At 44.8% G+C, this 402-nt stretch carries 1 protein-coding gene; it reads left to right on the top strand.

Annotated elements, in window-relative coordinates; genetic code table 11:
* A partial coding sequence (locus ACT3SX_RS15585; protein WP_444761881.1) for a DDE-type integrase/transposase/recombinase occupies positions 1-402 on the top strand: 402 nt, incomplete at both ends.

Genomic DNA, 402 nt, shown 5'->3' with positions numbered 1-402 from the left:
TTAATGAAGCAGTATGGTATGCAAGGCATCTGGCGCGGTAAGGGCAAGATCACCACCAATAGCCGTGATGACCAAAAATGCGCTGATGACCTGATTAATCGTAATTTTAATGCCCATCGTCCTAATCAGCTATGGGTAGCTGACTTCACCTATATAAAAACAACTAGCGGCTGGGTATATACCGCTTTTATTATTGACGTGTTTGCCCGTAGCATTGTCGGTTGGAAAGTATCTAATCGCATGAACACGGATATGGTTATGGCTGCGCTAAATCAGGCGATAGCAGACAGGAACAACCCTAAGGATGTCATTCATCACAGTGATCGAGGGGTTCAGTACTTATCCATTCGCTATACTGACAAAATGTGTGACTCTGGTATCATCGCTTCTGTCGGCACGACT

The sequence above is a fragment of the Psychrobacter sp. AOP31-B2-9 genome (assembly GCF_052378005.1).
Taxonomy (GTDB): Bacteria; Pseudomonadota; Gammaproteobacteria; order Pseudomonadales; family Moraxellaceae; genus Psychrobacter.
Note: the sequence above shows the minus strand (reverse complement) of the source record. Positions and strands in the feature narration are given on the sequence as shown.